Below are 24,725 nucleotides of genomic sequence, written 5' to 3'. Positions count from 1 at the left end.
AAATAAATGTAAAGATTGTATAGTTTAAATTAATTTTTTAGCTGTTTAATAAATGCTAGTGCGTTGCTTCGCCAGCGCCAGAAGGTATTCTAATATGTTCTACAATGTCTTGAACATTTTGTGGAGGTTCAGGTGTGAAACTTTTAACTATAAATGCTACTACAAAGTTTACAACCATAGCAACGGTTCCAAAACCTTCAGGTGAAATTCCAAACCACCAGCTTTCTTTTAAACCAGCAACAGCATCTTTTCCGCCATCAAAAAGACCAAATTTGAATTTTAACATGTAGAAAAGCATTAGTAAAAGTCCAATAACCATACCAGCTATAGCTCCTTCTTTATTCATTTTTTTGTCGAAAATTCCAAGGATAATCGCAGGGAAAAGCGAAGCAGCTGCTAATCCAAAAGCGAGTGCTACAACTGCGGCAACAAAACCAGGCGGATTGATACCGAAATAACCTGCAATGATTACAGCAACTGCTGCAGCTCCACGAGCAGCCCAAAGTTCTCCTTTTTCAGAAATATTCGGGTTAATCATTTTTTTGATAATGTCATGAGAAACAGAAGCTGAAATTACTAGCAATAAACCAGCAGCAGTAGATAAAGCGGCTGCTAAGGCTCCAGCAGCAACTAAGGCTATAACCCAGTTAGGTAAGTTGGCAATTTCAGGATTAGCAAGAACCATGATGTCTTTATCAATAACCAGCTCACTACCTTTGTTTCCTTTTGCTTCTTGAGCTGCTAAAAACGCGGCGTCCTTTGACTGATCATTATAATATTGAATTTTACCATCTGCGTTTTTATCTTCAAAGGTTAATAAGCCTGTTTTCTCCCATTTAGTAAACCAAGCAGGCATTGAAGAGTAGTCTTTATCGTTGACCGTCTCGATTAAATTTGTTTTTGCAAAAACTGAAATTGCAGGTGCAGTAGTATATAAGATGGCAATTAAAACCAATGCATATCCAGCTGATTTCCTAGCGTCCTTTACTCTTTTAACGGTGAAAAAACGAACAATTACGTGCGGTAATCCTGCAGTTCCTACCATCAAAGCTAGTGTGATTGCAAAGACATCGATCATTGATTTTGTACCGTCAGTATAAACTGCAAATCCAAGATCTGTAGAAAGGCCGTTTAATTTGTCTAGTAAATACGTATCGCTTCCTATAACTGTTCCACCCATTCCTAATTGTGGAACTGGGTTTCCTGTCATTTGTATCGAAATAAAGATAGCAGGTACCATGAAGGCGAATATTAATACACAATATTGTGCTACTTGGGTATAGGTGATTCCTTTCATTCCGCCTAGAGTGGCGTAAAACAAAACAATTACCATTCCTATAATAACCCCAGTATTAATGTCAACTTCTAAAAATTTCGAGAATACCAGACCTACACCGCGCATTTGTCCTGCTACGTAGGTAAAAGAAACAACTAGTGCACAAATGACAGCAACCGTTCTAGCGCTATTAGAATAGTAACGCTCTCCAATGAAATCCGGTACCGTAAATTTTCCAAATTTTCGCAGATAAGGAGCAAGTAAAAGGGCTAGTAAAACATATCCGCCGGTCCAGCCCATCAAATAAACGGCACCATCATATCCATCAAAGGAGATGATTCCGGCCATAGATATAAAAGAAGCCGCACTCATCCAGTCTGCAGCGGTAGCCATACCGTTTGCCAAAGGAGATATTTCTCCACCGGCAACATAAAATTCTTTAGTAGTTGAAGCACGAGACCAGATTGCAATTCCAATATAAAGGGCAAATGTGGCTCCAACAAGTATATAGGTCCAAGTTTGTAAATCCATGATTTTTTATTTTTTTATAGTTTTTAAATTATTCGTCGTAGCCGTATTTTTTGTCTAGTTTGTTCATTAAGTGAACATAAACAAATATCAGAATGACAAATACATAAATTGAACCTTGTTGCGCAAACCAAAAACCAAGTGGGAATCCACCTAATTTTATTGAGTCTAATGCTTGTTTGAAAAGGATTCCTGCTCCATAGGAAACAGCAAACCAAATGCTTAGTAATATTAGAAGGTATCTTAGGTTTTCCTTCCAATAGGCAGTGGCGTTATCTTGTTTATCGCTCATAATAGTTATGGTTAAAATTGTTAATAGCTTATAGGTAAATCATGGCTTGAAGCGTAATTGTATTTACGGCTTTGTTTGTACCATATTTTAAATTTTGATATTCTAATGTCAGTTTAGAATGGTGGCCGCTAAAAAATGCATTTGCACCAATACCAATTTGAGAAGCATTATCGTTTAAAGCATCTATCTGTCTTTCATCATAAGACAAATACGGTTGGAACTTCGTTTTTGATTTTCCTGGAATAACATAGCCAAGATGTCCATGAAGCAATGATCCGGTTTCATAAGTTGTTCCTAGTGTGTAATCCTTTCCATAATCGTTATTCTGGTATAAGGCATAAGCGGTAAGAGCAGCACCTTGTGTTCCTACTGGTACATCATAAAAAGCATCAAGTCCAAAAATAGTTACGTTTTCTCCGCTTAGATTTCCGCTAGCATCAGCAATTACAGTTCCATTTGGATGTGAAAAGAAACCGGCTCCAATATTGAATACTTTTTTTGTTCCCAAATAAGTTCCTACTTTATAAGGTAAAAAGTTACTTTCTGAATCTAAAAATCCATATTCAAAATAACCGGAGTACGTTCTTCCAGCCTCTTTTGAGCCTAATAATCTCTTGCCAGTATAAGTTGCCGGACCATTGTTTGTAGGTGTTGCAGTTGCTTGTAGGTTAGTAGTCGCTGCTCCGTTTATCGAAACACGATATTGAAATTTCCCAAAAGTTCCTTTGGCATACACTCCAATATGTCTTGCAAATTGATCCGATAAACCTAAAGTAGCCCACGCTTGTCTTTGGTTGTCCAATGTGAGCAGGTTTAAAGTACTTTGATTGTTTAGTCTAGAGATTCCGTTCCAGTAATGTAATCCTCCACCCACTGCATTGTCTTTCCCAAGGCTGTATTGAGCCCAAACATCGTGCAGAAATAATTGGGAACCAGCTCCTTGTCCAGTTGGACTCATTGTATCTGAGTTTAGACTATTAATTCCAAAATGAGTTAAGATCAAGAAATCTTTGTTAATTTGCGCATACATCAATACGCGCGCTCTTCTTACGCTGAAATCTAAATCAGCTTGTTCATTGCCGTTACCGTCTAGTGGACGGTCTGAATTGAATTGTCCCCAAATTTGTGCCCATGATAGTACTCTAAGATACTTTGAGCCGTCCTCATTTAGGTCAAATTTCATCCCGGCACCATAATCAGGAGAGCCTTGCGAAAAGCCTTTTAAAGATAAAAGCAGGACTAATGCAATTAAATACACTTTTTTCATAATTTTTATTAGGTTGGTTAGGCGAAATGGTTAATTTCTAGACCGCCAAAGTCTAATTTTTTGTTAAGAAAAAAAATTAAGATATATATAGGTGTAAAACACTATAGTTAATCCTTGAATCGCTCCCATTTTATAAGCATAAACTTATCTCCTAACTCGGTTATGATCAGGCCAGCACCCGATAGTAAATTTTTGTTTTTGATGTATTCTACTAATTCTAAGTGATTAAATATCTTGTATGTAGGATGATAGTTAGCGTGAGACGGTTTTTTTATATTAAATGACTTTACCCAGTTGCTAATAGTAACGTGGGATACCCCAATAATACGCTCAATTTCGCGATAACTTAATCCTTCTAAGTAGAGTTGTAAAGCTTTGGTAACGTAATAATCATCTATCTTTTTTCCGATTTTATTGACTGTAAAAAAGTATTTGCATTTTTTGCATAAATACCTTTGTTTATTGTTGATTACACCGCTTTTTATGATGTCATTTCCTTGGCATTTTGGACAGGCTAAAATCTCCATGTATATAAATTTTGCATAAATATAGTAAATTAGCAATTATAGTTGGTTGCTTGTGTGAATAAAATAGTTTTTTATGCAGATAATTTAGAAAATCATAATATAATGGCATTTTTTTTGTGATTTGAAAAGTGTGGTAAACAGAGTGAGTTTTAATTAAGTATTTACGTTGTAAATCTACAAATAGGATTGTAAATATATGATAATCAGGTAAATTGATTATTACTTTAAAAAATCACACTAAATTTGAATAGCTGTCGTGTGCTTTGTAGTTGATGATTAATAAGTACTATTCTGGCTAGTTTTTTGAAAACAATTTAAAAACAAGAGTTATGAGAAAAGTAAGTGTTATTTGGATTATGGTGATGGCTTGTGCGATAACTACGGCACCTATGTTTGGGCAATCTCGATCAAAGAAAAACAAGATTATCGCAGACAGTAAGAAAGCTAAGGTGGAGTTCATTAAGGTTGACCCTCTTTTGAAAGGCCTTTTTGATAAAGCATTTGGTTATGTTATCTTTCCTAATGTGGGTAAGGCGGGATTTGGTATAGGAGGAGCGGCTGGGAATGGAGCAGTCTATGAAAATGATAAATTGGTGGGTTTTTCAAAGCTTTCACAACTGAGTTTAGGTTTTCAGGCGGGAGCACAAGCCTATCGAGAAGTGATATTTTTTGAATCAAAAAAGGAGATGGAGCGATTTAAAAATAGCCAATTGGAATTTGCTGCTCAGGTTTCGGCGGTAGCTGTTACAGCTGGCTCGTCGGCAAATGTGAAATATGCCGAAGGTGTGATGGTATTTACCATGCAAAAAGGCGGGCTAATGTATGAGGCGTCAGTGGGAGGACAAAATTTTAATTTTAGTGGATTATAGGATGCTTTTTGAATTCAATTTGAAAATGATAGGCTATGGGATATTTCTCGTAGCTTGTCCTTGTATTGACATTCGAATAAAAATTATTTAGTTTTTTTTGGTCTCATTTTAGAGTGGATTCAATGTGTTTTAGCGTGTCTTGCTTTAGCTTTTAAAGATTTTTTTTGTCAAGAATTAGTAGGAGTTAATTCGAGTAGAGATGATCCTCAAGCTTCAGGATGTATTAATGTTTTAAGCGGAATGATTTTCAATCTTTCAGTTTCGATCTATGGAGTTTTAGTTCTGGTCTTTTTATCGATCGGTTTTTGCACTAAGAAATTTTATTCAAATTGAGGAAAGCCGTAAGGTAAAAAATAGATATAGTAGTACCGTTGTATAAAAATTGCTACTATGAAAATAAATTTTAGAAAATATAAAATTAAAGGGATTTTTTTTTCAAAAAGTATTGATCAGGCAGAAGTGAGAATTTTTAACGACCGATTTGAAATCAGACTTTCACCTTTCGTTTTAAATTCGGGAGTCTACTATATTCAAACAGTTGTAGAAAAAACTAAAGTCTACACAGAGTATAGGGTGATTAAAAGAGATTTTAGTGATGAAAGTGAGTTGAATTTTAATTTGATAAATTCTGGTAATTATTTTACTTTGTTTTTAGATAACAATCGTGAAAAAATAAGTGTTGTTAAAGACAATCAGGAGGGGTTTATTTTAAAATCACCAGTGCTGAAACGTTATTAATTGATTTTTAAAACAAAAAACCCGAATATTTCTATTCGGGTTTTAAAGTGGTACCTCCAGGGATCGAACCAGGGACACATGGATTTTCAGTCCATTGCTCTACCATCTGAGCTAAGGTACCGTGCTATTGCGGGTGCAAATATAGAATGATTTTTAGTATATCCAAAACATATTTTTAAAAAAATCAATTCGTACCTTCGCAAAATCAAAATTAAATTTATGATTTTAACAGTTGATGTAGGTAATTCAAGAATTAAAGCTGCTGTTTTTGAGGGAGATATCCTTTTAGAACATTTTGCTTTTAAGAAAGAGGAACTGCAAAAAAATATTCAAAATATTTTAAAAAATTTCACAAACACCACTCATTTAGTTGTTGCTTCGGTTGGAAATGTCGAAAAACAGGCTTTTTTAGAGTTCGAAAAAGACATCGCTGTTCATTTTGTTTCTCATGGAGATCAATTTCCATTTGCTAATGAGTACGAAACGCCACTTACCTTGGGAATTGACAGGATGGTTCTTGCTGCGGGAGCAATTTTACAGTTTCATGGTAAAAACAGATTAGTTATCGATGCTGGAACCTGTGTTACTTTTGATTTTATAAATGACAGTAATGAATATCTTGGAGGCGCTATCGCGCCAGGATTGCAATTGCGGTATAAATCGCTGCATGATTTTACTGCTAATTTACCATTGTTGGCATTGGAAAGTCCCAAAAATATTATAGGGAATTCAACCGCGGAGTCCATTCATTCCGGAGTTGTAAATGGATTGGTCTATGAGATAGATGGTTTTATAGATGAATATCGTACACTTTATTCAAATTTTATAATAATTTTAACGGGTGGAGATACAGATTTTTTGGCTAAACGATTAAAAAATACCATATTTGCCAATTCAAATTTTCTTTTAGAAAGTTTGAACCAAACATTTCAATATAAAATCAAAAATGATTAAAAAAATTATAGTAAGCGCTTGTTTACTTTTGTCGCTAGTTTCCTTTGCTCAAGAAGGTACTTCATCACCGTACTCTTTTTATGGAATTGGAGATGTTAGATTTAAAGGAACAGCTGAAAGCCGCTCTATGGCAGGAATTGCAGTCGAGCAGGATAGTATCCATATTAATTTGCAAAATCCTGCGAGTTTTGCTAATTTAAAATTCACCACTTTTGCGCTTGGAGGTACTTACAATACTACTAAATTAAAAACAGATTCTAAGAAGGAAAATGCTAGAAGAACGACCTTAGATTACCTTGCGGTAGGATTGCCTTTTGGTAAAGTAGGTGTTGGATTTGGTTTGATTCCTTATTCTTCTGTAGGTTATAAAATAGAATCTATTTCGGCGGATGTTAATATCAATAACAGACGTTACGATGGTTCAGGAGGAATGAATAAGGCTTTTCTGGGGGTTGGGTATAAAATAAGCCCTAATTTTAGTATTGGAGCAGATGCTCAGTATAATTTTGGAAAAATTGAGACGAATAGTTTAGAGTTTGCTTCTGGAGTTACTATTGGTTCTCGCGAGATGAATAGAGCTGATTTGTCAGGAGTTAATTTTGATATTGGAGCAATGTACAAGGCTAAACTTGGTAAGAAAATAAATCTATATACCAGTGTTAACTACACATTAGAAAATACTTTGACTTCTAAAAACTCAAGAAATATAGCTACTGTCGGTTTTAATTCAGGATTTGATGTTGGTGTTGTGGATGTTCTTGACGAACAAAACAGTGTTGTTGAATTGAAGTTTCCGAGCAAGATTTCGCTTAGTGCGGGTATTGGAGAATCTCAAAAATGGTTAATCGCTGGAAAAGTAGCTTATCAAAAAACATCAGGACAAGCAAATTCTTATAACGACTATGAAAATGTTGGTTATGGTAAATTTGGAAGTGTAAGCGTAGGGGGTTATTATATCCCTAATTACAATTCGTTTACAAGTTATGCGAAAAGAATTGTTTATAGAGGAGGTTTGAAATTCGAGAAAACAGGTCTAGTTGTTAATGGTGAATCTATTGATGATCGCGGTCTTACATTAGGACTTGGATTGCCTATTACAGGAACTATTTCGAATGTGAATATTGGTTTCGAAATAGGGAAAAGAGGAACTACTGCTTCCGGTTTAGTTCAGGAGAATTATGCTAATATTAGTGTAGGTTTTTCATTAAATGATAAATGGTTTGTACAAAGAAAATTCCAATAATAAATACATAACAATGCCTTTCACTTTCTCAATATGATGGTATGAGTTTATTTACAAAACATAAAATAATTAACCTTGTCACAGTTTTTACTGTGACTCTGTTTTTTTTAGGGTGTGAAAGTAATTTTAAAGAAGTTCAAAAAATCAATTTCACCGAGTTTACACCTAGTGGAGATGCAGATAAAGTGAATTTAAAATATACAGATTCGGGCCTTATAAAAGTTGTCTTATTGAGTCCGAAGATGTTAGATTTTGCCACTGTTGATTTTCCATTTACAGAATTTCCAAAAGGAATAGATGTGACATTGTATGATGAAAAAGGGAAAACTACCCGAGTGACCTCTAATTATGCTATTTCCTATAAAATTACCGGTATAATTGATTTGCAAGGAAAAGTTAAGATTGTTTCTGAAAAAGGACAGATGATGGAAACGGAGCAGTTGTACTACCATCAAAAAAATGAATGGTTTTTTACTGAAAAAAAGTTTAAATTTACAGATATCAAAGGTTCTTCAAACGGACAAGGGATAGATTTTAGTAAAGATTTCAAGATTATTAATTCACAAAGATTGACTGGCGAATTTGATTCGGCAGAATAAAAATAAATATTTACACTATGGGTTACTTAAAATACACACCTTACCTTTACCTTGTTTTTGCTGTATTCTTCATTTATGAAGCAATCGTGAAATGGAACGAATCTGAAGCAACGCCTTGGTTGAGTTTGATGGTTGCCGGACTAGCGATTTTTATGTTTTTCTTCAGGAAGAAATATGCAAAGAAGATGGATGACCGTAATAACCAATCCTAATTTATGGAAATTAGTGTTATAATATTATGCCTAATACTAAGTGCTTTTTTTTCTGGGATGGAAATTGCGTTTATCTCTTCGAATAAAATATATCTTGAAATAGAAAAAAAACAAGATAATTTTATTTCTAAAATCCTTACTAAACTTACTGAAAAACCTTCAAAATTCATTGCTGCTATGCTTATTGGAAACAATATTGCATTGGTTGTTTATGGCTTTTTTATGGGGGCCTTGCTAATGAATATGCTAGATGCTCTGGGTTTTCATTTTTCGGATTTGTTGAATTTGCTTATTCAGACGACGCTTTCAACCTTACTTGTTTTAATAACAGCAGAGTTTTTACCGAAAGTTTTTTTTCAAATTTATGCAAATGTTCTCATTCGATTTTTTGCACTTCCAGCCTATGTTTTCTATGTCTTATTCTATTTTATTTCAACTTTTTTAATCTGGGTTTCTGATTTTGTTCTGAAAAAATTCTTTAGAACGGACGGAGATCAGATACAGCTTTTTTTTAGTAAAGTGGAGCTTGGAAATTATATTACAGAGCAAATGAGTAGCGTTGAAGATGATGAGGAAGTAGACTCAGAAATTCAGATCTTTCAGAATGCGCTAGAGTTTTCGGGAGTTAGAGCCAGAGATATTATGAGCCCTAGAACGGAGCTTGTGGCTGTTGAGTTGAATGATTCAATAGCGGAGCTTAAAGAATTGTTTATCGAAACAGGTTATTCTAAAGTAGTGATTTACCAAAATTCATTAGATGATATTGTGGGTTACGTACATTCGTTTGATTTATTTAAAAAGCCTGAAAGCATTCAATCTGTAGTTATTCCTGTAGAATTTGTTCCTGAAGCTATCTACATTAAAGACGTCATGAACTTGCTTATCAAAAAGCGAAAAAGCGTTGCGGTGGTTCTGGACGAACACGGAGGAACTTCTGGTATTATAACTGTGGAAGATATTGTTGAAGAGCTTTTTGGAGAAATTGAAGACGAACACGATTCAGATGAAGAGTTGATTGAAAAGGAGTTAGAGGATGGTTCTTATATATTTTCGGCGCGATTTGATGTTGAGTATTTAAATCAAGCCTATAAACTTAGTATTCCAGAGAGTGATTCATATGGTACGCTAGGTGGCTTTATTGTTGATTTTAATAACGATATCCCCTTAAAAGGAGAGGTGATTGTGATCGGAAACTATCATTTTGTAATAGAAGAGGCTACAAATAAGAAAATTGAATTGGTTAAATTGACCGTAAAAGACTGATTTATTTTATAAAAGTATTTTTTTTGTAAAATAAAACGCTACTAGTATAATTATTAATTAGATAATTGTATTTTCGCAAATCGAATGTAAAATTAACAACAATAAAAATGGCAGTTTTATCAAATATTAGACAACGTTCCGCTTTAATGATTGCAGTAATCGCATTTGCATTATTTGCCTTTATCATCGGAGATTTATTCAGTAGTGGTGGTTTCAACAGTACATCAAAAGATGTGGGAAGCATCAATGGGAAAGATATCTCATTTGAAGATTTCAGAATTAAAGTAAGTAATCTTGAAAAAAGCAGTCAAGGAATTAGTGCAACTGCAGCAGCAAATAGAGTTTGGGAGCAAGAGGTTTCTGTAGCTTTATTAACTTCTGAATTTGATAAATTAGGTTTAAGAGTTGGAGAGAAACATTTATTAGCTGTTTTAAAAGCAGATCCTAATATTGGTCAAAACCCAATGTTTTTAAACGCAGCAGGTATGTTTGATGTAGCAAAATTTAAAGAATACTTTAAATCTAACCCTGCACAAGCGCAATTCTTAAAAGATAGAGAAGTTGATGCAGAGCTTAACGCTAAATATCAAATCTATAATACTTTGATCAAAGCTGGAGTTTATACAACTCAAAGTGAAGGTAAATTAAAATACGAAATGGAAGCAAACAAAGTGAACTTTGCTTACGTTGCTGGATTGTATTCGACTATCAAAGACAGTGATGTTAAAGTTACTGATGCTGAGATTTTAGATTACATGAAGAAAAATGAAAAGAAATTTAAGGCAGACGAAACTCGTGAAGTAGAGTATGTTTTAATTGCAGATAAAGCGTCGAAAGAAGATGAAGCAGAAGTAAAAGAGAAAGTAGCCGCCCTGTTGAAAGGAAGTGTGGTGTACAATCAAGCTACTGGTAAAAACGATACTTTGGCAGGATTTAAAGCTGCTAAGAATACAATCGAATTTGTAAATTCAAATTCAGATGTTCCTTATGATTCTACTTATGTTGCTAAGAACGACTTGCCTGCTGTAAATGCAGATCAGTTATTTAATCTTGCTCCAGGAGAAGTTTATGGACCATACGTTTTTGGTGATTATTACTGTGTTTCAAAATCTTTGGGTAAAAAATCAGGAGTGAATGCTAAAGCAAGTCATATCTTAATTAGTTATGAAGGAACACAAGTGCCAAACAAAAAAGAACAAAGAACTAAAGAAGAAGCAAAAGCAAAAGCGGAAGATATATTAGCGCAAGTAAAAGCAAATCCAGATAGTTTCATGATGTTGGCTTTTACTAGTTCAGATGATTCATCAGCACAGCAAGGTGGAGATTTAGGATATTTTAGCCAAAATCAAATGGTGAAACCATTTAACGATTATGTATTCAATAGCAGTATTGGTTCAGTTGGATTAGTTGAAACTCCTTTTGGTTTCCATATTATCAAAGTTACTGATAGACAAGACGGAATTCGTTTGGCAACTGTAGCTCTAAAACTAGAAGCTTCAGAAGCTACTTCTGACAAATCGTTTACACAAGCGACTAAATTTGAAATGGATGCTAATGGTAAAAATTTCAATGCTGTAGCAAAAGAAATGGGACTTACAGTTGTGCCAGCGGTTAGCGTGAAAGCAATGGATGAAAACTTTGGATCTTTGGGAGCTCAAAGAACTATCGTGAGATGGGCTTTTGAAGGTGATTCTAAAATAGGTACAGTAAAAAGATTTGAAGTAGCTAACGTAGGGCATGTTATTGCAACGGTTAAAAACATCGATGATTCTGGTTTAGTAACTTTAACTCAAGCGAGACCTTTTGTAGAGTCAATTCTTAAAAACAAGAAAAAAGCAGAGCTTATCAAAGCTAAAATGACAGGAAGTTCTATAGAAGCAATTGCTAAGGCAGCAGGTACAACTGTGCTTCAAGCAACTGATGTTACTATGGAAAACCCAATGTTAACTGGTGTTGGACTAGAGCCAAAAGTAGTTGGAAATGCATTCGCATTAGCAGCAACTAAACTATCTGCACCTATAGAAGGGAATACTGGAGTATATGTTGTTAAAAACATCAGTACTGTTAAAGCTGCGACTTTAAAAGATCATTCTCCTTATGTAGCTAAATTGAAAGCGCAATCTGCAAGCGATGTAAACAGAGTTTTACCAGCGCTTAAAGACAATGCTAAAATTGAAGACAATAGACAAGAATTCAATTACTAAATATATTTTTAGGTAATTATTAATTTCATGAAAAACCCGATACAATTTGTATCGGGTTTTTTTATGCTTGCTATTTTTTAAAGCAAATCTTGATCGTTTTTAGAGAGTTGCTAGCTTAGTATCATTTTGTTATAAGGGACAATAGTATTAAATCCTTTTGAACTGAAATAGTCTGTAGGATCAGTCTCAGTTACCACCATTACAAAATCCCCGCCCCAGGCTCCTAGGCTTTTAATTGTTCCGTTGAAAGCAGGAAACAAGCTTTCTTTAATAGTTAGGGTTTCTAAAATAATACTCATTTTAGCCTCGTGCTTTTCTAGCGCATGCGCAAAAGATTGTAAGGTTTTCGCATTTAAAACCTCTAGTGTATTTGCGTTATTTATTGCGATGCTTTTAATTAAATCGTTGTTTCTATTTGCGTTGTAATTTGCAATGGCAGTCTTGCTACTTTGTTTTCTATTTAGATATACAAAATAAATATGCTGCGTGAAGTTAGTTGTAAATGTAACTTTCTCCACAATTGATTTTCCTCCTTCCAAATGATACAAAATAGCACTGTCATTTTGTGCGCAAGCAATATCATAACCACTACCACCAAAACTGTTATTGAGCAGTTTAAATGCATCGATTTGCAACCACTGCGCAATATTGTTTATTAAAGTAGAGGAGGTTCCTAGTCCCCATTTTTTAGGAAACGTCAGTTGGGTAGTTATACTATAGCCAATAGTGTCATTTAGAAAGTTAGGATTTAATACATAACCTTCGTGTAGTATCGATATTAAAGTGGATTTTATTGTTTCTGCTTCGTTATCCAAAGGATTCTTTATTTCCGAAAACGGAATCACATCTTCAAACCAGATCTGACCGTCTGCATCAAAACTTTTCCATTCGATACCCGGATTAGTGCTTTTTTCGATAATTAAACTCTGACCGAATTTTGTAGGCAAAGCAAATGCCTTTGCTCCGTCAAGAACTAAGTATTCTCCGGTAATTAATAGTTTTCCGTTGCTGTAGAATGTTTGTTTCATTTGTGCTGAATTTTCTTTCTCAAATTGTCAATAAATTCAACTACTGCGCTATGTGATACTGCATTGTTTTTGAAGTGTTTTCGAATGAGAATACGTTCGTCATCATTTGCTTCAAATTGGTTTAAAATATTATTTAAATGCATTTTCATGTGACCGTCTTGGATTCCAGTGGTGGTCAAAGAACGCAAAGCGGCAAAGTTTTGAGCTAAACCTGCCACGGCAACAACTTCCATTAATTCTTTTGCTGATGGTTTTTTTAGCATTTCTAATGACAATTTTACTAAAGGATGTAAGCTAGTTAATCCGCCAACGGTTCCTAAGGCTAAAGGTATTTCTAACCAGAAAGTGAAAATGCCATTTTCGATTTTAGCGTGTGATAAACTTGAGTACTGACCTGACTTTGCTGCATAAGCATGAATTCCTGCTTCTACTGCACGAAAATCATTTCCTGTCGCAAGCACTACAGCATCGATACCGTTCATAATTCCTTTGTTATGGGTTACAGCTCGAAAGGGTTCTACTTCGGCAATTTGAACAGCTTGTACAAAGCGTTCTGCAAAATCTTGTGGATTGAGTATGTGTTTTTCTGCGAGTTCTTCTACAGGACACGAAACCTCGGCTCTAACAATGCAGTTTGGTACATAATTAGAGAGAATGCTCATAATTACAGTGATATCTTTTTCTGAAGTACTAAAAAGTTCGTAGGTACTAGCTTCTTCTTTCAATGTTTTGGCAAATTGTTCTAAACAGGAATTAATGAAATTAGCTCCCATGCTGTCTTTAGTCTCAAAAGTAGCATGAAGCTGGTAATAATTTGGTAGCAGATTGGTTTTGTCCTTTAATGCAATATCCAAAATTCCGCCACCTCTTTTTTGCATATTTTTGGTTATGCTTTCTGTGTCGTTAAAGAATTTTGCTTTGTTTTGAACAAAAAACAAATCCAGTTTTGAAACATCGCCAGTATAAATAAAGTGAACTTGACCTATTTTTTCAGTATTGATTACCGTTGCTTTAAAGCCGCCTCTGGTGGACCAAAATTTTGCAGATTTAGAAGCTGCAGCCACAACTGAACTTTCTTCGATCGCCATAGGAATGGTGCTGTATTTTCCATTAATTAGGAAATTAGGAGCCACACCAAGGGGAATGTAGAAATTTGTGATGGTGTTTTCTATGAATTCATCATGTAGTTTCTGTATTTTTTCGTCTGTATTCCAATAGTTTTTTAGCAATGCAATGGCTGCAGAAGGAGTTGAAAAGTATTCCTCAGCAATCCAGTTTATTTTTTCTTCTTTGGATAATTTAGAAAATCCGGCAATAGGCTTATTCATTCTCAGTATATTATAATGTAATTAGGTGCAAATATACATTTTTAGCCGTTTTATCCCCGTTAAATTATCGTCATTAAAGAGCCTTTTAAAATATTGTTTTTAATATTTAACACATGAAATGTTATATAATTGTAATTTTTTCACTAAAATTGGGGTCATTTTTACTTTTAAAATTATAGTATGAAGTCTAAGCAGTTTTCGGTCTTATTTTTATTTTTATGTTTCACGGTTTTTGGCCAGCAAAAAGTCTCGGTTGAGCAAATTTACAATGGCACTTTTCGTACCCAAGGAATGGATAAATTACAGTCCTTGAAAAATACAAATCAATATACTGTATTGAACTTTGATCGTCCTTCTAGAGCGATGCAAATTGATTTATATGATTTTGCAAGCCTTAAAAAAACGGCAACTTTAATCAACACAAAAGATCATGCAGGTATGCCAATGATTGATAGTTATACTTTTGACGCTAGCGAAAAAATGATTTTAATCGCGGCTAATACAAAGCAAATCTTCCGTCATTCTTTTACTGCAGATTACTACTTATATAATACCGCAACAAAAGAACTGACAAAATTATTCGATTTTCAAGTACAAGAACCTACTTTTTCTCCTGATGGAAAGAAGATTGCTTATGCTAGAGACAATAATTTATTCGTTTACGATTTAGCAACCAAAACAACTAATCAAATTACTGCTGACGGGAAGAAGAATGCGATTATCAATGGTATTACGGACTGGGTTTATGAAGAAGAATTTGCTTTTGTAAGAGCTTTCGACTGGAGTAAAGACAGTAAAAAACTGGCTTATATTCGTTTTGACGAAAGTCAAGTTCCTGAATTCTCAATGTCAATGTTTCATAAAGATTTATACCCAACGGTTGAAACTTTTAAATATCCAAAGGCAGGAGAGAAAAACTCATTAGTTTCTTTGCATATCTTCGATGCAGTTTCTAAAGCGACTAAAGAAATTAACCTAGGTTCTTATAATGATTTTTACATTGCCCGCTTGCAGTGGACAAATGATGCTAATGTGCTTTCGGCACAAGTATTAAATCGTCACCAAAACAATTTAGACTTATTGTTTATTGATGGAACTACTGGAGTATCTAAAGTAGTGTTGAATGAAAAAGACAAAGCTTATGTTGATGTTACTGACAATCTAACTTTCTTAAAAGACAACAGTTTCATTTGGACAAGCGAAACAGACGGTTTTAATCATATCTATTTATATGATAAAAATGGAAAACTACGCAATCAAGTGACAGAAGGAAACTGGTAAGTAACTTCTTACTATGGTTTTGACGAAAAAACAAATACTATATTTTATCAGTCTACAGAGAATGGATCTATAAACAGAGCCATCTATAGAATTGCACTTAACGGAAAAAGTAAACAAGCTTTATCTACTAAAACAGGAACAAATTCGGCTACATTCAGTCCAAATTTCCAATACTATATTAACACGTTTTCTAGTGCTGCGCAACCAACTACTTATACTTTAAATGAGGCGAAAGCAGGTAAGCAATTAAAAGTTATTGAAAACAACGCTGCACTAGCAACAAAATTAAAAGACTTTAATTTACCAGAAAAAGAGTTTTTTGTACTAAAAACCGAGAAAGGAAATGAGCTAAATGCGTGGATCATCAAACCAAAAGATTTTGATGCCTCTAAGAAATATCCTGTTTTTATGTTTCAATATTCCGGTCCGGGGTCTCAACAAGTTGTAAATGGATGGAACGGTTCTAATGACTATTGGTTTATGATGCTTGCTCAGCAAGGTTACATTGTTGCTTGTGTCGATGGAAGAGGAACTGGTTTTAAAGGAGCCGATTTCAAGAAAGTCACTCAATTGCAACTAGGGAAATACGAAGTAGAGGATCAAATTGATGCTGCAAAAGTGATCGGAAACTATTCGTTTGTAGATAAGTCTAGAATAGGTATATTTGGCTGGTCTTATGGTGGATTTATGGCTTCAAATTGTCTTTTGAAAGGCAATGATGTGTTTAAAATGGCAATTGCTGTAGCGCCAGTAACCAACTGGAGATTTTATGACAGTATTTATACTGAAAGATACATGCAAACTCCACAAGAAAATGCCAGTGGATACGATGATAATTCACCTATAAACCATGTGGATAAATTGAAAGGGAAATTTCTTTTAATTCATGGGTCAGGAGATGATAATGTACATGTTCAAAATTCGATGCAAATGATGCAAGCGTTAATTCAGGCAAATAAGCAATTTGATTCAGAAGTATATCCAGACAATAACCACGGTATTTATGGAGGGAACACTAGAATTCAGTTATACAATAAGATGACTAATTTTATTAAAGAAAATTTATAACATCATAAATGAATAATAAAGTTCCAACCTTAGAAGAAATTCAAAATTTTGAAGGCAAATACCCTAAGCAATTATGGTATTTGTTTTTAGTTGAAATGTGGGAGCGTTTCTGTTTTTATGGAATGCGTGGGGTACTTACCATATTTATGGCTGACCAACTTTTAGGTCTGGCATTATCTGATAAGGATTCAAATTTAAAATATGGAGCCATTCAGGCTTTTGTATATGCCTTTACTTTTATTGGTGGAATTTTTGCCGATAAGATTTTAGGTTTTAAAAAGTCACTACTCTTTGGTGGAACGGTCATGATTCTTGGGAATCTGATTATTGCATTCTCTCCTCAAGATTTTTTCTATTTGGGAATTACCTTAACAATCATTGGAACTGGTTTTTTTAAACCAAATATTTCTTCGATGGTAGGTGAATTATATAAAGAAGGTGACAGTCGTAGAGATGCTGGTTTTGGATTGTTTTATTCGGGTATAAATATTGGTGCATTATTAGGTGGAGCTATTTGTGTGTATTTAGGAACAAGCCCTGATTATGGCTGGAGTTATGCTTTTTTATCGGCTGCAATTGTTATGTTTATCGGTTTAGTTACTTTTATACTTACAAAACATTCTTTAGGTCCTATAGGTGATTCGCCACTGATGAATCTACCGGCTTCAAAAAGAACAACTAATGAAATAGCTGTTTATGTGGGCGCTTTAATAAGTATTCCGCTAATTTTTATAATGATCAAAAACACGGACTATACTGATTACTTCATGTATACCATTGGTCCTCTGGCTGTTTTATATTTCCTTTTCGAAACTTATAAAGAGAAAGAGGAAGCGGCAAGGAAGAAATTAATCGCTGCATTCATCTTCATACTTTTCTCCATTATCTTTTGGGCTTTTTACGAACAAAGTGGTGGTTCTCTCGCGCTTTTTGCAAAAGACAACTTACATCACAATTTGTTATTTTTCGAAATTAACCCTAACATTGTCAACAATACGTCAAATTCATTATTTGTAATCATTTTTAGCCCAATAGTAGGATTGATTTGGTTAGCTATGGCCAAGAAAAAAATTGAGCCTAATACGGTGATAAAATTTGGAGTCGGTTTCTTGTTTCTAGCAGCTGCTTTCTATGTGTTTTACTACACTAGATTTTTTGCAGATGCGGAAGGATTAACCTCTTTAAATGTATTTACTTTGGCTTATTTAGTGATCACTTTTGGAGAGCTTTGTTTATCGCCAATTGGATTGTCTATTATGACAAAGTTATCGCCAAAAAGATTGTCAGGGATGATGATGGGAATGTGGTTTTTAGCGAGTGCTTACGGTCAGTACGCAGCAGGATTGCTTGGAGCGGGTATGTCATCACCAGATGAGAACGCCTCTTTAGTCACAAAATTGCAAGGATACACTGAAGGATATTATCAATTAGCAATATATGCTTTAATTGCTGGCATACTACTTATAGTAGTTTCTCCACTAATTAGAAAATTAATGCGGGAAGTCAAATAAATACTAACATTCACCAAACATTATAATATGTCGAAAACTACTACAGAAGCTCACTTACAAAAAGAACTTTTTGGTCATCCAATTGGGTTATTTATCCTATTTCTTACTGAAATGTGGGAGCGTTTTTCATATTATGGAATGAGAGCTTTACTGGTTTTGTATATGACTACTCAAACAACTGGCGATGGTAGAGGACCCGGTTTGGCTTGGTCAAATCAAGAAGCTTTGGCTTTATACGGATGGTATACTATGTTAGTTTATGTAATGTCTATACCAGGCGGAATGATTGCTGATAAAATATTAGGACAAAAGAAAGCGGTATTAGTAGGTGCTATAATTCTTTGTTTAGGACATGGAGTACTAGTTCTGACAGATACTTGGGCGTTTTATACTGGTTTAGCCTTGGTGATTTTGGGGGTAGGTTTATTAAAACCTAATATTTCAACTATGGTTGGAGGTTTATATCCAGAGGGAGACATTAGAAGAGATAAAGGATTTAGTATTTTCTATATTGGTATAAATACAGGTTCCTTATTAGCAACGATGGTTATTGGTTTTGTTGTTGTCAAATGGGGATGGCATGCTGGATTTGGTTTAGCAGGTATTGCGATGCTATTGGGACTTGTAGTATATCTTTGGGGACAAAAATATTTAACGCATGTTGGTAATTTTGAAGCACCAAAACCAAATGAAGTAGACGACTCCTCTTATGGTCGTCTTTTTGGAGACCTTTTAAAATCGAGAACTCAATTATTAGTTACAGCACTACTTGTAGTACTATCGATCTTTGGATGGTTTAATTTAGGTTGGGCTTTTGGATTATTATTTATCTTCTTGTCTACGATTGTAGCCTTGATGATGATGATTTACAAAGAATTATCTTCCAGAGTTGATAAGGATCGTTTTGTGGTTTTGTTATTGTCTTTTATAATGGTAATTATTTTTTGGGGAGCGTTTGAGCAAGCTGGAGGATTAATGAATTTGTATACAGATGCTAAAACGAACAGAATGTTGCTAGGATGGGAAGTTCCTACCGTTATGTTCCAAAGTTTAAATGCTGGATTTATTATTCTTTTTGCAACTTTGGTTGCAGGCTTATGGGCAAAACGTAAACTGAAAGGAAAAGAAGCATCGTCAATATTTAAAATGGCTGTAGGTATTATAATCATGGGTTTTGGATTTCTATTTATGGTGTTTGCTGCCATGGAGTTTGAAAAATCAGGTTCTTCAAGTATGATATGGTTAGTAATGGCATACTTGTTTCATACCATTGGTGAGCTTTGTCTTTCCCCAGTAGCATTGTCATTTATCACTAAATTATCCCCAGTTAAATATGCTTCCCTGATGATGGGAGTTTATTTTGCTGCTACAGGATTAGGAAATAAGGTCGCTGGAATTATCGGTGAGTCTGCAAGTAATCTGGGAGAATACACAGTTTTTCTTGGGATACTGATTTTTACCATGTTAATTGGTGGAATCTTTATCCTTTTGTTAAAACCATTACAAAGATTAACTCACGGTGCTGAGGATAACGAAAAATAAAAAGTTAGCGAATTATCTATTTTAATATTATAAAAACATGAATCAAAATACTACTGACGAATTTTTTAAAGACCCTGTTCTAGGACATCCTGCTGGATTGTTCGTATTATTTTTTACGGAGATGTGGGAACGTTTCTCTTTCTACGGAATGCGTTCGTTATTGATTTTATTTTTAACAACTTCGATGGTTGACGGAGGTTGGGAGTGGACACGTGAAAATGCTTCTGCTTTATTTGGATCTTATGTTGGTCTTGTTTATTTATCAACCATGTTAGGTGGTTATTTTGCCGACAAGGTTATTGGTTTTAGATGGGCCGTTATACTTGGTGCGGTGCTAATGACGCTTGGTCATGCATCGATGGCTGTTGAAACAGAGTTCGCTATTTATTTAGGATTAGTACTCTTGGTATTTGGAAACGGTTTTTTCAAACCTAATATGACATCCATTCTATCGGTGATGTATCAAGATCGTCCTGAGAAAAAAGATGGTGCTTATACTTTATTTTACATGGGAGTTAATGCTGGAGCGTTCTTCGGGATTTTACTTTGTGGATACTTAGGTGAAAAAGTAGGTTGGAGTTATGGTTTCGGATTAGCTGGAATTTTCATGTTCTTCGGAATGTTACAATTTTGGTTGTCTCAAAGTATCTTTGGAGACATTGGCTTAAAGCCCAATAAAGAAAGCGTAGCCAAAGCTGACGCATTAGATACAGACAAAAGAAATCCATTTACTGGATGGCAATTAGTTGTTATTGGGTTATCAAGTACGCTAGGTTTATTATGGATTTTAAATGATCCTGCTTCTAAGATTTCGGGAGGTAAAATAAATGTATTTAGTTTTCTAGGTGAAAATGGTAATTCAATCGCAATTGTTACTGCTTTATTATTATTCATTATATTATTGATTTATCGTTTTACTCAATATTCGAAAATTACAAGAGAGAAATTAATTGCAGTTACTTTCTTTGCGTTTTTAACAATCTTCTTTTGGGCTATTTTCGAGCAGTCACCTAACAGTTTAACAATTTTTGCAAACGACTATACTGATCGAGTTTTAGAAGGTAGTTGGAGTGTGGTGTTCTTGGTTATTAACTCTTTAATCACGATAGTTCCATTAGCGATTATTACTTATGTTTTGTATTTAATGTTCAAAAGAACGTTCAAAGATTATGCGCTGGCAAATGTCATTTTAAGTTTCAGTTTTTTAATTATTTGGGTAATTGCTATCTGGATGTTGGCTAAAGATTATTACACGGCGGGTTATTTAGACTTGTCTGATGCTACCTTAGCTTCTTTGAAAATTGACAAAGTAACTGTGGCATTAACTGAAGTTCCTGCGACCTGGTTCTCTACTCTTAATTCATTATTCATAATTACATTGGCACCATTATTTTCTAAATGGTGGGAAAGTAAATACAATCCTTCTGCAAATGTTAAATTCGGAATTGGGATGTCATTACTAGCTATCGGGATGGCTTGTATTGCTTTTGGAGCAGACGGAATCGAAGCAGGTGCAAAAACAGCTTCTGTAAGTATGATTTGGCTTGTATTAGTATATCTTTTCCACACTATGGCAGAATTGTGTATTTCTCCTGTTGGACTGTCTTATGTAAGTAAGTTAGTACCTTCTAGAATGATTGCATTTATGTTTGGTGTATGGTATTTAGCGGTTGCTATTGGTATGAAAGGGGCAGGTATGTTTGGTGAGAATATCGATAAAATTGCAGATGAGCACGGATTGAGTTACTTCTTCTGGATGCTAACAATCATTTCAGTAGCTGTTGGTTTGTTTTCAGTTGCGATGTCGCCTGTTATTAAAAAGTTAATGCATGGTGTTCGATAAAATATAGATATTACTTTTGTAAATCATTACTTAAAGACTCATACATGAAAAAGATAAGTTTACTATTCGTTTTATTTTTTGGTATGCAGCTAGTTCAATCACAAGAATTGAAATGGCATACGGATGTTAAGGAAGCAATTACAGTTGGGAATAAAGAGAATAAACCATTAATGATGTTTTTCACTGGTAGTGATTGGTGTGGATGGTGTATTAAATTGCAAAAAGAAGTGTTGCTGACGCCCGAATTTGCAAAATGGGCAAAAGAGAATGTTATTCTTGTGGAGTTAGATTATCCAAGAAGAACGCCTCAAACCCCAGAAGTGAAGCAACAAAATGGTGAATTGCAACAAGCTTTTGGAATACAAGGTTTTCCAACTATTTATTTTGCCACTGCTAAAACTACCGATGGAAAAGTTAATTTTGAAGGTTTAGGAAGTACCGGTTATGTCGCTGGTGGAGCTTTGGCTTGGTTGGCTGTAGCTAATGGAATACTTAAAAAAACATAATTATTAGTTTAGTTTGAAAAATCCCTTTTCGCCAATAGCGTGAAAAGGGATTTTTTGTTTTTCACAACTTTGTCGCCAATGTTTCTGAATATTTTTGTAATTTGAGTTATCTGCTACTACTATTTTTGGCTTTAGTATTTGGAGCATTCTCTCTAAATTTATCTTAGGACTTTGTGTAATCATAATAATATCTGGGCGGAGTTCCTCCGAATACATTCCTGTACTATCTATAATTAGAATTCTATTTTCTTTAAAAAAAGCTGTGTTTTTAATTTTTTCTTTGGTACTCAAAACGCTAAAATTAGCCGTTAAATAGGATTTAAGAACAGTGTTTTTACTTGAGTTTTTCCTGATGCTATCATCGGCATATAGCGCTGTCTTATTTCCATTTCGCTCGGTTATCATGGTGTTATTTTTTAAGTTAAAAATCACCCATTCTTGTTGGCTTTGCACGTTCCATTTAATGTGCATAAATGAAACTTGGATTGCTATAATAGACACTAATACGATGGCCAATTTATTAAAGCTAGGTTTTTTGAGCCAAACGATAGCAGCTATAATAAATAAATAAGAACTTAGTAATAAGTAGATGTTAAAGGGAATATCTCGAATAATAAATTGTTCGAATGAAGTGACCGAATTTATAATGTTGTTCAGGAAATAAATACTCCATTCTAGCGGTTTTGAAAGTAAAATTGGTACGTAATCAAATGCTGCTAATACCATAACTAAAACGCCGAGTATCATTATAAAACTAAGTAGCGGAATGACAAGTAGGTTGGTGATGAAAAACAAGCCTGGAAACTGATGGAAGTAGTAGATACTTAAAGGCATAGTGCCAATTTGTGCCGCAAAGGAAACCGTGAGAATTTTCCAGAAATAGTTAATCGCTTTGTTTTTTGGTGTCCAAATGGAAACTAATAGCGGCTGTAGCCAAACTATAGAAAACAAAGCGATATAGCTCAATTGAAAACCCACATCAAATAGGAATGAAGGTTGGAAAACTAAAATCAGTAAAACGGAAACCAATAAGGTGTGATAGATATTGACACTTCTTCGCAACTGATAACCGATTGCGACAAAAGAGAACATGGTTACTGATCGCACAACAGAAGGAGCAAGACCCGCGATTACGGCAAAACTAGCCAAGCTTAGCAAAATTATAATTAATTTGATTAGAGTGCCTCTTTTTGTGTTTGGTATCGGACGAAGGATAAAGGTCAGGAATAGTAGTAGGAATCCGACGTGTAGTCCAGAAACTGATAATATATGAATGGCTCCAGCAAATTGATAACTTTGAATAATTTCAGGAGAGATATCTTGTTTTTGGCCTAGAATTAAGGCGATGGCTACACTTAACTCTTTTTTGTGAAAATCGTTTTTCTCTAGATTTGCAATAATCGTGCTCCGAATGTTAGATGCATAATACCAGATGTCTTTTTTTAATTCGGGACTAATCCTTATTAATTCGGAGTCAGGATATAGTTGTGCATATATTTGTTTTTTAGAAAGATAGGCGCCGTAGTCAAATTGGTTGGGGTTGTTAGGTATTTTATTTTTGTATAATACTCCTGTAATATGTAATAGATTCCCAGTTACAAATGTAGGATATACACTGTCTCTACGAATATTTAATAATATTCGACCGGTGTAATTTTTAGTTCCAATTTTGTTAAGAAGAGCGATATATCTGTCATTCGAAATGCTTCCTTTTAGTTTTTCTCTAATCACCAGAGACAAAAACTGAGGTTTTTCAAAAACAGTAGTATGATGCGTATAGTTTGTTTTTTGGTAGGATTCAGTATGAGTAACTAGAGTAGTTGCTCCAATTAAAAAGGATAGTAAGTAAGTGCTTATACCAAAAACGATTGTGTTTTTGAGAATATTTTTTTGTAAAAAGTATGCTGTAGGAAAAAGTAAAAAAGCAGCAGCTAATAATCCCAGAAGTAATGATGGAGCAGGTTTTATGTAAGAGGCGGTTAGAATCCCCAATACAAATCCTATAGTAATTCGCGATAAAGGGAATTGTAGTACTTTCATAGTCCTAAAGTACAGAATTTTAGCGATAAAAAACGTTACGATTTTATCGTTTAAAAAATGTCCGTTTTTCTACGAAAAAAGGAATATGTTCAGTATTTTATTTTAAAACACGGTTCAGTTGAACAAATGCCTTCTGATAATAGGGTTCCTTCATAGAAGATATGATTACCCCTTTTGAGGTCGAGGAGTGGATGAATTTTATGTCGTCGTCTTCGACAGTAGTTATGATTCCCACATGATTGATGTGTGCTCTTTTATTGGTTCTAAAAAAAATCAAATCTCCTTTTCGAGCCTTTTTTAAATTCTGTCCTAGTTCAATTCCTATTTTTGCTTGTTCGTAGGATGCTCGGGGAAGTTTGATGTCGTATAAACCAAAAGTGGAGTACACTAATCCGGAACAGTCATAACCTGATTTTGTAGTTCCAGCTGTTTTATATCGCACACCAATATTTTCAGAAGCGGAACTTATTATTTTGTCAACAGTGTAGTTTGTACTCTCCTTTTTATTGTCAGCTGATGAGCTGGTAATTACGGAGGAAGATTTACAAGAAGCGAAAAGAACAATTAGAGATATTATGTAAAGTGACTTTTTCAATTTATTTTGGA

General features: G+C 34.4%; 20 protein-coding genes, 1 tRNA gene and 1 pseudogene. 13 read left to right on the top strand and 9 right to left on the bottom strand.

Annotated elements, in window-relative coordinates; all coding sequences use genetic code 11:
• Positions 1-55: 55 nt before the first annotated feature.
• From FQU23_RS14210 to FQU23_RS14195, 4 genes are all read right to left on the bottom strand, one after another.
• Positions 56-1,807 (bottom strand): sodium:solute symporter family protein, encoded by a 1,752-nt coding sequence (locus FQU23_RS14210; protein ID WP_147674404.1) that lies wholly within the window; start codon positions 1,805-1,807, stop codon positions 56-58.
• 28 nt (positions 1,808-1,835) lie between these two features.
• Positions 1,836-2,096, bottom strand: a complete 261-nt coding sequence (locus FQU23_RS14205) for a DUF4212 domain-containing protein (RefSeq protein WP_147674403.1) — start codon at positions 2,094-2,096, stop codon at positions 1,836-1,838.
• A 28-nt stretch (positions 2,097-2,124) separates the two neighbouring features.
• Complete coding sequence (locus FQU23_RS14200) at positions 2,125-3,363, bottom strand: hypothetical protein (RefSeq protein ID WP_147674402.1); 1,239 nt, start codon at positions 3,361-3,363, stop codon at positions 2,125-2,127.
• Between the two features lie 107 nt (positions 3,364-3,470).
• Positions 3,471-3,890: a helix-turn-helix domain-containing protein gene (locus tag FQU23_RS14195; RefSeq protein ID WP_147674401.1), complete on the bottom strand. Its 420-nt coding sequence runs from the start codon at positions 3,888-3,890 to the stop codon at positions 3,471-3,473.
• Between the two features lie 329 nt (positions 3,891-4,219).
• On the opposite strand from FQU23_RS14195, the gene FQU23_RS14190 reads away from it, so the two are divergent.
• Together FQU23_RS14190 and FQU23_RS14185 are read left to right on the top strand one after the other, a co-directional pair.
• Positions 4,220-4,759 carry a YSC84-related protein gene (locus tag FQU23_RS14190; RefSeq protein ID WP_147674400.1) on the top strand — a complete coding sequence of 180 codons (540 nt, stop codon included), beginning with the start codon at positions 4,220-4,222 and terminating at the stop codon, positions 4,757-4,759.
• Between the two features lie 390 nt (positions 4,760-5,149).
• A complete protein-coding gene (locus FQU23_RS14185) occupies positions 5,150-5,497 on the top strand; it encodes a hypothetical protein (protein ID WP_147674399.1) in 348 nt (115 codons plus the stop codon).
• A 48-nt stretch (positions 5,498-5,545) separates the two neighbouring features.
• On the opposite strand, the gene FQU23_RS14180 is transcribed toward FQU23_RS14185, so the two are convergent.
• Positions 5,546-5,618: transfer RNA gene (locus FQU23_RS14180), tRNA-Phe, on the bottom strand.
• Positions 5,619-5,716: 98 nt separating this feature from the next.
• On the opposite strand from FQU23_RS14180, the gene FQU23_RS14175 reads away from it, so the two are divergent.
• The 6 genes from FQU23_RS14175 (at position 5,717) to FQU23_RS14150 (ending at position 11,972) form a co-directional block, all read left to right on the top strand.
• The gene (locus tag FQU23_RS14175) at positions 5,717-6,451 is read left to right on the top strand and encodes a type III pantothenate kinase (RefSeq protein WP_147674398.1); all 735 of its coding nucleotides are present in this window, start codon (positions 5,717-5,719) and stop codon (positions 6,449-6,451) included.
• On the top strand, positions 6,444-7,694 hold the full coding sequence (locus FQU23_RS14170; RefSeq protein WP_147674397.1) for an autotransporter outer membrane beta-barrel domain-containing protein: 1,251 nt from the start codon (positions 6,444-6,446) through the stop codon (positions 7,692-7,694). Before FQU23_RS14175 ends, FQU23_RS14170 begins: the two co-directional genes overlap by 8 nt.
• A gap of 41 nt (positions 7,695-7,735) precedes the next feature.
• Positions 7,736-8,293 (top strand): LPS export ABC transporter periplasmic protein LptC, encoded by a 558-nt coding sequence (gene lptC, locus FQU23_RS14165; protein WP_147674396.1) that lies wholly within the window; start codon positions 7,736-7,738, stop codon positions 8,291-8,293.
• Positions 8,294-8,310: 17 nt separating this feature from the next.
• Positions 8,311-8,505: a hypothetical protein gene (locus tag FQU23_RS14160; RefSeq protein WP_132111722.1), complete on the top strand. Its 195-nt coding sequence runs from the start codon at positions 8,311-8,313 to the stop codon at positions 8,503-8,505.
• Positions 8,506-8,508: 3 nt separating this feature from the next.
• The gene (locus FQU23_RS14155; RefSeq protein ID WP_147674395.1) at positions 8,509-9,768 is read left to right on the top strand and encodes a hemolysin family protein; all 1,260 of its coding nucleotides are present in this window, start codon (positions 8,509-8,511) and stop codon (positions 9,766-9,768) included.
• Positions 9,769-9,875: 107 nt separating this feature from the next.
• Positions 9,876-11,972: a peptidylprolyl isomerase gene (locus FQU23_RS14150; protein ID WP_147674394.1), complete on the top strand. Its 2,097-nt coding sequence runs from the start codon at positions 9,876-9,878 to the stop codon at positions 11,970-11,972.
• A gap of 110 nt (positions 11,973-12,082) precedes the next feature.
• Here FQU23_RS14150 and FQU23_RS14145 read toward each other — a convergent pair whose 3' ends face one another.
• Together FQU23_RS14145 and FQU23_RS14140 are read right to left on the bottom strand one after the other, a co-directional pair.
• The gene (locus tag FQU23_RS14145) at positions 12,083-13,000 is read right to left on the bottom strand and encodes a GYDIA family GHMP kinase (protein ID WP_147674393.1); all 918 of its coding nucleotides are present in this window, start codon (positions 12,998-13,000) and stop codon (positions 12,083-12,085) included.
• Positions 12,997-14,328, bottom strand: coding sequence for a hydroxymethylglutaryl-CoA reductase, degradative (locus FQU23_RS14140; RefSeq protein WP_147674392.1), 1,332 nt, complete (start codon positions 14,326-14,328; stop codon positions 12,997-12,999). Before FQU23_RS14140 ends, FQU23_RS14145 begins: the two co-directional genes overlap by 4 nt.
• A gap of 180 nt (positions 14,329-14,508) precedes the next feature.
• Here FQU23_RS14140 and FQU23_RS14135 point away from each other — a divergent pair.
• From FQU23_RS14135 to FQU23_RS14115, 5 genes and pseudogenes are all read left to right on the top strand, one after another.
• A pseudogene (locus tag FQU23_RS14135) lies at positions 14,509-16,677 on the top strand (S9 family peptidase).
• 8 nt (positions 16,678-16,685) lie between these two features.
• Positions 16,686-18,188, top strand: a complete 1,503-nt coding sequence (locus FQU23_RS14130) for a peptide MFS transporter (protein WP_147674391.1) — start codon at positions 16,686-16,688, stop codon at positions 18,186-18,188.
• Between the two features lie 27 nt (positions 18,189-18,215).
• Positions 18,216-19,730, top strand: coding sequence for a peptide MFS transporter (locus tag FQU23_RS14125; RefSeq protein WP_147674390.1), 1,515 nt, complete (start codon positions 18,216-18,218; stop codon positions 19,728-19,730).
• A gap of 37 nt (positions 19,731-19,767) precedes the next feature.
• Positions 19,768-21,573: a peptide MFS transporter gene (locus FQU23_RS14120; RefSeq protein ID WP_147674389.1), complete on the top strand. Its 1,806-nt coding sequence runs from the start codon at positions 19,768-19,770 to the stop codon at positions 21,571-21,573.
• 44 nt (positions 21,574-21,617) lie between these two features.
• The gene (locus FQU23_RS14115) at positions 21,618-22,079 is read left to right on the top strand and encodes a thioredoxin family protein (RefSeq protein WP_147674388.1); all 462 of its coding nucleotides are present in this window, start codon (positions 21,618-21,620) and stop codon (positions 22,077-22,079) included.
• A gap of 3 nt (positions 22,080-22,082) precedes the next feature.
• Here the strand turns inward: FQU23_RS14115 and FQU23_RS14110 are convergent, their stop codons facing one another.
• Positions 22,083-24,119, bottom strand: a complete 2,037-nt coding sequence (locus tag FQU23_RS14110) for a ComEC/Rec2 family competence protein (protein WP_147674387.1) — start codon at positions 24,117-24,119, stop codon at positions 22,083-22,085.
• Positions 24,120-24,216: 97 nt separating this feature from the next.
• Positions 24,217-24,714, bottom strand: a complete 498-nt coding sequence (locus FQU23_RS14105; RefSeq protein ID WP_147674386.1) for a C40 family peptidase — start codon at positions 24,712-24,714, stop codon at positions 24,217-24,219.
• Positions 24,715-24,725: the final 11 nt, after the last annotated feature.

It is taken from the genome of Flavobacterium sp. XN-5 (genome assembly GCF_008033395.2).
In the GTDB taxonomy this organism is placed as follows: Bacteria; Bacteroidota; Bacteroidia; order Flavobacteriales; family Flavobacteriaceae; genus Flavobacterium; species Flavobacterium hiemivividum.
This window is presented reverse-complemented; position numbering and strand designations above follow the sequence as displayed.